The following is a 9,093-nucleotide window of genomic DNA, read 5'->3' on the forward strand; positions in this document are numbered from 1 at the left end:
GCACTGAGGGCCGGGGGAGGCGCCGGTTCCGAGGGGCAGGCCGCCCCGCCGGACACCGGGAGCCGGGGCGAGGCGCCCGGGGGGCGCGCGTCCACCGGACCCCTCGGCCCGACGGCGCGGCCCGACCGCACCACCCTCTGAGGGCGCGCCATGGTGCTCGGTCTGCTGACGGCGCCGTCGGCCGCCGCCCGTCTGCTCGCACGGACGGCGGCACCGGCGGTGGGGGTGGCCGCCGGCGCGGTGGCGGGAACCGCGCGGGCCGGCGTGCGCGGTGCGGACACCGCCGTGCGGGTCGCGCGCGTCGCCTGGAACGCGCTGCCCGGCGAGGACGCCCACTGGCGGTCCGGCACGCGGGCGCACCTCGCGCTGCGGCCCGCGGATCCGCAGCGGGTGCGACGCGCGGGCGGGAGGGAACACCTGGCCCGGCGCATGGCCGTGGCGCTGGCCGAGCGGCCGGACGTGCTCTTCGCCTACTGGGACCAGGGGCTCGCGCGCCTGGTCGTCACCGTGACGGAGGACGAGGTCGCCGACCGGGTCATGGACCACGCCTCCGCCCTCGCCGCCCGGGAGGGGCTGGTCCTGGAGGGCGGCGACCCGGAGGAGATCACGCACCCCGCCGACCCGGCCGGGGTGCGGGCCGCCGTGGGCACGCTCGCCGCCGACGGGGTGGGCATCGCCGCGGGACTCACCTCCTACTTCCTGCGCCTGCCCCCCTCTCCCCGCATGGTGACCGCCGCAGTGACGCTGCTGCGGGAGAACCCGCGCTGTCGCGCCTGGCTGCGCGCCCGGCTGGGCAGGCCCCGTATGGAACTGCTGCTGGCCTGGGCGAACGCGGCCGTGCACGGCGCCGGCCAGACCCCCACCTCGCTGGTGCTGGACGGGGCGCTGCGCGCCTGCCAGCTGGCCGACACGGTGGCCCGCTCGGCCGCCTTCGACGCCGTCCACGACCAGCTGTGCGCACCCCACCGCATCAGCGTGGCCACGGACGTCTCCGCGCGCCCGCCGCTGCGCGTCACGCCGGCCCAGGAGTACGCCGACCACGCCTCCGTCGGCAGCCTGCTGGGCGCGGCGGTGACCCTGCTGGTCAAGCGGCAGGCGACCGAGGCGGCCGAGGCGGTGCTCGCCGGTTCGCCCAAGGCCGCGCGCTACGGACCCGCCGTCTTCCACGCCGTGCTCAGCACCACGCTCGCCCGGACCGGCGTACTGGTCCGCGACCCCGAGCGGCTGCGGCAGCTGGAGATGGCCGGCACCGTCGTCCTGCACCCGAGCGCGCTGTGCACCGACGACGGCGAGGCGGACCCGTGGACCGAGCCGGTCCTGGACGCGGCCCGCCAGGCCGGCCTCAGGGTCGTCGTGGTGGACAACCCGGCCCTGGAGGACTTCACCGCCCTCGCCGACCAGGTCGTGGACGCCCGGCGCCCCCTGGACGACGTGGTGTACGGGCTGCGCGGCGGGGAGGGCGCGGTCGTCACCGTCGCCCGGATGCGGTCCGCCGACGACCACGACATCCTGGCCGGGCTGCGCGGCAGCGACATCGCCGTCGCCCTGACGGACGACGGCGCCGCCGTCACCTGGGGCGCGGACATCATGGCCCTGCACGGACTGCCCGACGTGTGGCGGGTGCTGACCGCCGTCCCGGCCGCCCGGACGGTGGGCCGCCGGGCCCAGACCCTCGCCCGGTCCGGCGCCGCGCTGTCCGGGCTGCTCGTGGCCGTCGGCGAGTCCAAGGGCGGACGTGGGCGCCGCACCGTGCTGCCGGGACTGCGGCACGCACCGGTCGACATCGCCGCGGCGATCGCCCTGCTGTCCGGGACACGCGCCGCCCTCGGCGTGGCGGCGGCCCGTGCCCCGCACCCGCACCCGCGCGTGCACTGGCACGAACTCGGCCCGGACGAGGCACAGGACCGGCTGGAACACCGGCCGGCCGCCGTACCGACCCCGTTCGAGCAGGCCACCGGCCGGGTCCGCAAGGCCGTCGACCGCCTCACCCGGCACCCCGTCCTCGCCCCGGCCCGCTGGACCTACGACCTCGGCCAAGCCGTGCGCGGCGAACTGCACGACCCCCTCACGCCGGTCCTGGCCGTCGGCTCGGCGGCCTCCGCGATCCTCGGTTCCGTGGTGGACGCCCTGCTCGTCGTCGGCGCCCTCGACCTGAACGCCCTCGTCGGCGGCGTCCAGCGGCTGCGCGCCGAGCGGGCGCTGTCCGGGCTGGTCGCCGGGCAGAAGCAGAAGGCGCGCGTCGCGCCGCCGGAGGGCGAGGCCCCGGCCGACGGCATCCGTACGGTCGACGCCGGAAAGCTGCGGCCCGGCGACGTGATCGAGCTGAAGGGCGACGACGTGGTGCCCGCCGACGCCCGGCTGCTGTGGGAGGACGGCCTGGAGGTCGACGAGTCCGCGCTGACCGGGGAGTCGCTGCCGGTGCAGAAGCAGATCGCCCCGACCCCGCACGCGGCGGTCGCCGACCGGCTCTGCATGGTCTTCGAGGGCACGACCGTGGTGGCCGGACAGGCCCGGGCCGTCGTGGTCGACACCGGGGAGGACACCGAGGCCGCCCGCGCCGTGCACCTGGCCGCCCGCACGCCCCCGGCCGCGGGCGTGCAGGCCAGGCTGCAGGAACTCACCCGCAAGGCCCTGCCGCTCACGCTGGCGGGCGGAGCCGGGGTGACCGGCCTGGCGCTGCTGCGCGGCACCCCGATCCGCGAGGCGGTCAGCGGTGGCGTGGCCGTCGGTGTGGCCGCCGTCCCCGAGGGCCTGCCGCTGGTGGCCACGGTGGCGCAGCTGGCGGCGGCCCGGCGGCTCAGCCGCGACGGCGTCCTCGTACGGACCCCGCGCACGCTGGAGGCGCTGGGCCGGATGGACACCGTCTGCTTCGACAAGACCGGCACCCTCACCGAGAACCGGCTGCGCGTGGTGCGGGCGTCCGACGCCGCCGGGACGGTCCACGCGGTCGGCGAAGCGGAGTCCGCGGACACACTGCGTATCGCCGCGCGGGCCTGTCCGCGGCTGAACGGCGGCTCCGACCGGCCGGTGCACGCCACCGACGAGGCCGTCCTCGACGCGGCCGGCCCCGACCCGCACTGGATGCAGCTCGACGAACTCGGCTTTGAAACCACCCGCGGATACGCCGCCGGCGTCGGACGTGCCGCGGACGGCCCCCGCATGCTCGTGGTCAAGGGCGCCCCCGAGACCGTCCTGCCCGCCTGCGCCGGTCTCCCGGCCCACGCCGTCGACACCTCGCGCGCGCTGGCCGGGCACGGACTGCGGGTGCTGGCGGTGGCGCAGCGACGGCTCGACGAGCACGAGGTCGTCGAGGACGTACTCGAACAAGAGCTGCGGGAACTGGAGTTCATCGGCCTGCTGGCGCTGTCGGACGTGCCCCGCGAGACGTCCACGGCCCTGGTGCGTGGTCTGTACGAAGAAGGCGTACGGCCGGTCATGCTCACCGGCGACCACCCGCAGACCGCCCGGGCGATCGCCACCGAACTGGGCTGGCCCGAGGACACCGTCGTGGTCACCGGCGACGAACTCGCCGCCGCGGACCGCTCGGCCCGGGCCCGTATGCTGCGGGACGCCGGCGTCGTGGCCCGGGTCGCGCCCGAGCAGAAGCTGCAGGTCGTCGAGGCGCTCCGGGACGCGGGCCGGGTGGTCGGCATGGTCGGCGACGGCGCCAACGACGCCGCGGCGATCCGCGCCGCCGACATCGGCGTGGGCATCAACGCCCGCGGCTCGGCGGCCGCGCGCAACGCCGCCGACATCGTCCTCACCGACGACGATCTGACCGTCCTGATCGACGCGGTCTGCGAGGGCCGCGCCCTGTGGCACAGCGTCGCCGACGCCATCGCCATCCTGATCGGCGGCAACGCCGGCGAGGTCGGCTTCGGCCTCCTCGGCACGCTGCTGTCGGGCACCGCGCCGCTGTCCACCCGCCAGATGCTCCTGGTGAACCTGTTCACGGACCTGTTCCCGGCGATGGCGGTCGCGGTGACCCCGAAGGAGGACGGCGAGCGGGTGCGGTCGGCGACGCCGGAGGACCCGGCCGGCGGGGTCCTGGGCGGGGCGCTGATCCGGCAGATCCGCCACCGTGCCCTGACCACGTGCCTGGGCGCGCTCACGGCCTGGCTGATCGGCCGCTTCACACCCGGCACCAACCGCCGCTCCAGCACGATGGCCCTGTGCGCCGTGGTCGGCACCCAGCTCGCCCAGACCCTGCTCGACCGCCGCGACAGCCCGCTGGTCCGGGTGACCTCCCTGGGCTCCGCGGCCGCCCTCGTCGCGCTGATCCAGACGCCCGGCGTCAGCCGGGCCCTGGGCTGCACCCCGCTCGGCCCCGTCGCCTGGGCCGGCGTCGCCGCGGCGATCGCGCTGGCCCTGGCGGGCCAGCGGGCCCTGCCCCGTCTGGAGGAGACGGTCGCCCGCCTCCTCCCGAAGAACAGGCCCCCGGAACCGGCCCGGCCCTGACTCCGGCCGGCCCGAGGACGGAGGACCGCCGACCGACGACCACCTGCCGCCGGCGGCTCCTTCTCGCCGGGGCCCTGGTGTCCGGCTCCGGTTGCGCCACTGGCGGCCGGGTCGGCCGGGTGCGAGCACGGTGGCCGGTCTGCGCCAGGTCCTGGCGTCGGGCTTCTGCGGTGCTCCGGGGGCTCGGTTCGGCCGGGTCCCCGGTGCCGGGCTCCCGCCGTACCGCCGGCTGCCGGAACGCAGGACCCCCGTCGTCCGCTCCAGGAGTCCCGGGAGCGGGCCCGGCGCCGGCGCCTTCCCGAGCCCCGTCCGAAGAACGCGGGGAGTGCGTGCCTCGGAACACCTCCCAGCCGCCAGGCCGGGGGAGCGTCGCCGGGCAGGCGGAGGGCGGCGACCGGCCCTACGGGGCCCTGCTGCGTGCCGCCGCGCGCAGTGACTCCCAGTCCGGGAGCTTGACTGCGCCGCGGCCCAGGGAGGCGCCGAGGGCCGCCTCGGCCCGTTCGATGGCCTGCCAGCCCGCCCACTCCACGGGCTCGACACCCTCGGCGCGCAGGGCGGGGACGGAGTCGTCCGGGACCTGCCTGCGGACGAGCGCGGGCGCGTCCGCCAGCAGCGACGTGACCGTCTCCTTCGCACAGGGCCGGTTGGTGCCGATGACGCCCGTGGGGCCCCGCTTGATCCAGCCGGCCACGTACTCGCCCGGCGCGACGGCCCCGTCGCGCAGGACGCGCCCGTCCTGGTGCGGCACCGTACCGGTGCCGGCGTCGAAGGGCAGCCCGTCCAGCGGCACTCCGCGGTAGCCCACGGACCGCAGCACCAGCTGGGCGTCGATGTCCTCGTACCGCCCGGTCCCGCTCACGCCGCCGTGCCCGTCCGGCACCGTGCGTTCCAGCCGCACCGCTCCCACCCTGCCGTCCGCGGCGAGCAGTTCGGCGGGGCGCAGGAAGAAGCGCAGCCGGATCCGGCGGGCACCGCCCTTCGCGGGCGCCGCCGCCCAGCCGCGCAGGACCTCGATGTTGCGGCGCTGGGCGGCGGGCAGCGCCGAGGGGTCCGTGTACGCCGGATCCAGCGCCAGCTCCTCCGGGTCGACGACGACGTCGGTGTCCGGCAGGGCACCCAGCTCACGCAGCTCCTTGGTGGTGAAGCGGGCCTGCGAGGGGCCGCGCCGGCCCACCATGTGGATCTCGGTCACCCGGCTCGCCGCGAGCGCGGCCAGCGCGCCCTCGGGTATGTCGGTACGGCGCAGCTCGGCCGCGCCGCGGGCCAGCATGCGGGTGACGTCCACGGCGACGTTGCCCACGCCGATGACGACGGCCGACCGCGCGTCCCGGACGAAACCGTCGTCCACGGCGTCGGGGTGGGCGCTGTACCAGGAGACGAACTCGGTCGCCGACCAGCTGCCCGGCAGGTCCTCGCCCGGGATCTGCAGGTGCCGGTCGGTGGCGGCGCCCACGCAGTACACCACCGCGTGGTACAGCTCCCGCAGCCGCCCGACGGGCAGCCCGCCGGGGCCGCCGACCCGCACGCCGCCCAGGAACCGGACCCGCTCGTGCTCCAGGACCGTACGCAGGTTGTTCTGCAGAGACTTGATCTTCTCGTGGTCCGGCGCCACGCCGTAGCGCACCAGCCCGTACGGGCACGGGAGCCGGTCGAGCACGTCGACACACACCGAGGGGTCCTGCTGGACGAGGCCCTGAGCGGTGTAGCATCCGCTCGGCCCCGAGCCGACGACGGCGACACGCAGCACTGCGGAACTCCTTACCCCGGCGGATCGGAGGAGATCGCTGATGGCTCCAGCATCGCACCAAGCGGACCACCGGGGGAGACCGGCGGCACGGGATCGCCCGCGTGTCGTCCCGACGAGCCGTGCGCCGGCTGCCGGACCACGGCCCGGGGCCGCCGGACTACCGCTCCGGCGGGTGCGCCGGGTGCCGGCCGGTGGCGAAGAAGCGGGACAGGTCGGTCTCGTGGGAGCCGCCGGGCGGCCGGGTCCCGGGCGGCAGGCCCATGTCCCAGTCGAGCCGGTAGCGCTTGAACAGCTCCGCCCGCAGCACCGGTACCGGCATCGGCGCCCCGGGCACCAGCGCCGCGTAGACGGCGCCCATCAGCAGGGCCCGCAGCATCGGGTAGTCGGCGTCGACGTCCGTCGAACCGCGCCGGACGACGGTGTCCCGCAGGAGCTGGGAGAGCCGCTGCTGCTCCGGGCACTGCACGAAGCCCTCCGCCTGGAGGATCCCCGCCATGTGCTGCCGCATCAGCACCGGCCGGTCCCGGGCCAGCCCCAGGATCGCGTCGATGGCCCGCGCCAGCCGCTCCCGGCCGTCCTCGGTGCGCGGCTCGCGCTCCAGCGCCTCCTGAAGCGTGCGGTGCATCAGCCGGTGCACGGCGGACTGCACCAGCTGGCGCTTGCCGGGGAAGTAGTAGGAGACCAGGCCGCGGGCCGCCCCCGCGCGGTCGGCGATGGCGCCGAGCGTCGTCGCGTCGTACCCGTGCTCGCCGACCAGTTCGACCGCCGCCTGCAGAAGCCGCTCCCGGGAACGCCGCCGCAACTCTTCATTGACCGAGGCGCTGCGCGGAGACATGCGAAACTCCTGTGTTGACTGGCTGCCAGCCAACTATACTCGGCACGAGCGCGCCGGCCCCGGCAAGGGGTCCGGTCGGGCTGCCGTCCGCCTCGGGCGACGCGGGGGATCGTCCGAGGCGGACTCACGCGCGTCCGGCGGGCTCAGGCCGCTCGTCGGCCGATCAGGTCGAGCACCGGCAGCAGCGCGTCCGGCCGGTCCGTGACCGGCAGATGGTCCACGAAGCGCACCCCGCAGCCCAGAGCCGCCGCACCGCCGTCCGCACGGCGGTCGTCGCCGACCATGAGCACGTCCTCGGGGTCCGCGCCGAGTTCCGCGCAGGCGGCCGCGAACAGGCGCGGGTCCGGCTTCTGGATGCCGTGCTCGTACGACAGCACATAGGCGTCGACGTACGTGTCGAGGCCATGCGCGCGGAACACCGGGCGCAGGTCCCAGCCGATGTTGCTCACCACGCCCACGCCGATCCCCCGCTCGCGCAGCGTGCGCAGCACCTCGGCCGCGTCCGGGTAGGGCGCCCAGGCCGCCGGGGTCATGTGCCGGTCGTACAGCGCGTCGTGCAACCCCGGTTCGGGCAGCGGGACCTGGCGGGAGAGGGCGGTGTACGCGGCCCGGTGCTGCTCGGCGCTGCGGTCCCGGACCTCCCACAGCCCGGCCAGCTCCTCGGGCAGCCGCACGGGGGACGCGCCGCCCGGCAGCGCTCCCGCCTCCTCCAGCGCCCGCGCCTTCTCGGCCAGTTCCCGCTCGTCCAGAGCGAGTGCGGTCTCGTCCAGCACGGCACGCAGCCAGGACCCGGTGGGCTCGACACGGAAGAGGGTTCCGGAGAAGTCGAAGAGCACGGCAGCCATGGTGCGATCATGACCCAATCCGGCCGCCCGGACCACCTGTTCCGGACGATCGCAGACGGGGCCGCAGGTCAGCCCAGCGCCCTCAGCCCCGGTACGAACGCCACCAGCACCGGCACCACCGGTACGAGCGACGCGAGCGCCGTCAGGCGCAGTCTGCGGGCCGCCGTCAGCCGGGCCGGGGGAGTGAGGAGGCGGTGCACCCGCTCGGGGACCTGGGCCCCCGAGGCGGGGCAGGGGCCGAACACGCCCCGGTGCTCGTTGAGTTCGACCAGGGCGAGGGCGGTCGTCAGACGGCCGAAGCGGCGCGAGGCCATGTCGTCGGCGGCGAGCTCGACCAGCCGGTGCATCTCGTCGCGGAACGCGGCGAACACCGGCACCTGCGGAAAACCGCCCGCCAGCGCGGAGGAGCAGTGCAGCAGCCAGTCGTGCCGGGCCCGCGCGTGGCCCTGCTCGTGCGCGAGGACGGCGTCCAGCTGCCGCCCCTTCAGCCGCCGCAACGCGGCCGTGGTGATGACCAGCCGGGGCGAGGGGCCGGGCAGCCACCAGGCGTCCGGCCGCTCGCCCTCCAGCACGACGAGCCGGTCGTTGCCGGGCTCCTCACCGGGCAGCAGCGGGGCACGGACGAGGAGTTCGGCCCGCCGCCGGCGCCGCCGGGCCCGGGCCCGTACGACCTCGCGGACCAGCATCGCCGCGCTCCACACCCCGCCGCAGGCGAGCGCCACCGCGGCGGCCGGCGCCCAGGCCCCGGCCACGCCGAACGCGTACGCCTCCACCACCGGACGCGGAGCCGTGGCGAACACATGGCCGCGCACCTCCTGCCAGGCGGCAGCGGCGCTGAGCGTCATCGACAGCGCGCAGCACAGCAGGACCGCGGCCACCACGCACTGCCACGCCCACAGCGCCAGCACCGGTTCCCGGTCCGGCCAGTCGGCCCGGGCGAGCAGCCGAGGGGCGGCGACGGCGATGAGGGCGCCGAGCAGCAGCAGGAGCGCGGGGACCATCATGTGATCACCCTATGAGCGGCCGACGGTCCGGGGTACGGCTCCGCGCGGCAAAGTGACACAGACCACGGCACCGCGCACCCGTCCCCGCCGTCCCGGAAGGTGCCGTCTCACATCGTCAGCAGCATGGCCACCATGGCCATCCCCATCGACAGCCGGCACACCCGCGCCAGCTCCGGCCGGTCGCCCCACCCCGTGCCTCCACTC

Annotated in this window: 5 protein-coding genes and 1 pseudogene; 1 reads left to right on the forward strand and 5 read right to left on the reverse strand. The window is 76.3% G+C overall.

What is annotated here, in order from left to right:
• Window positions 1–150 precede the first annotated feature (150 nt).
• A complete protein-coding gene (locus tag C1I97_RS24550) occupies window positions 151–4,458 on the forward strand; it encodes a cation-translocating P-type ATPase (RefSeq protein WP_111005352.1) in 4,308 nt (1,435 codons plus the stop codon).
• A 400-nt stretch (window positions 4,459–4,858) separates the two neighbouring features.
• On the opposite strand, the gene C1I97_RS24555 is transcribed toward C1I97_RS24550, so the two are convergent.
• The 5 genes and pseudogenes from C1I97_RS24555 to C1I97_RS41715 all read right to left on the reverse strand — a co-directional run.
• Entirely contained in the window at window positions 4,859–6,205 is a 1,347-nt protein-coding gene (locus C1I97_RS24555) for an FAD-dependent oxidoreductase (protein ID WP_111005353.1), read from the reverse strand.
• Window positions 6,206–6,362: 157 nt separating this feature from the next.
• Window positions 6,363–7,040, reverse strand: coding sequence for a TetR/AcrR family transcriptional regulator (locus C1I97_RS24560; RefSeq protein ID WP_111005354.1), 678 nt, complete (start codon window positions 7,038–7,040; stop codon window positions 6,363–6,365).
• Between the two features lie 143 nt (window positions 7,041–7,183).
• Window positions 7,184–7,885, reverse strand: coding sequence for an HAD family hydrolase (locus C1I97_RS24565; RefSeq protein WP_111005355.1), 702 nt, complete (start codon window positions 7,883–7,885; stop codon window positions 7,184–7,186).
• A 68-nt stretch (window positions 7,886–7,953) separates the two neighbouring features.
• Window positions 7,954–8,889, reverse strand: a complete 936-nt coding sequence (locus C1I97_RS24570; RefSeq protein ID WP_111005356.1) for a M56 family metallopeptidase — start codon at window positions 8,887–8,889, stop codon at window positions 7,954–7,956.
• A 107-nt stretch (window positions 8,890–8,996) separates the two neighbouring features.
• Window positions 8,997–9,093: pseudogene (locus tag C1I97_RS41715) on the reverse strand (DUF5134 domain-containing protein); the annotation flags it as partial.

This window comes from Streptomyces sp. NTH33 (genome assembly GCF_003236365.1).
In the GTDB taxonomy this organism is placed as follows: domain Bacteria; phylum Actinomycetota; class Actinomycetes; order Streptomycetales; family Streptomycetaceae; genus Streptomyces.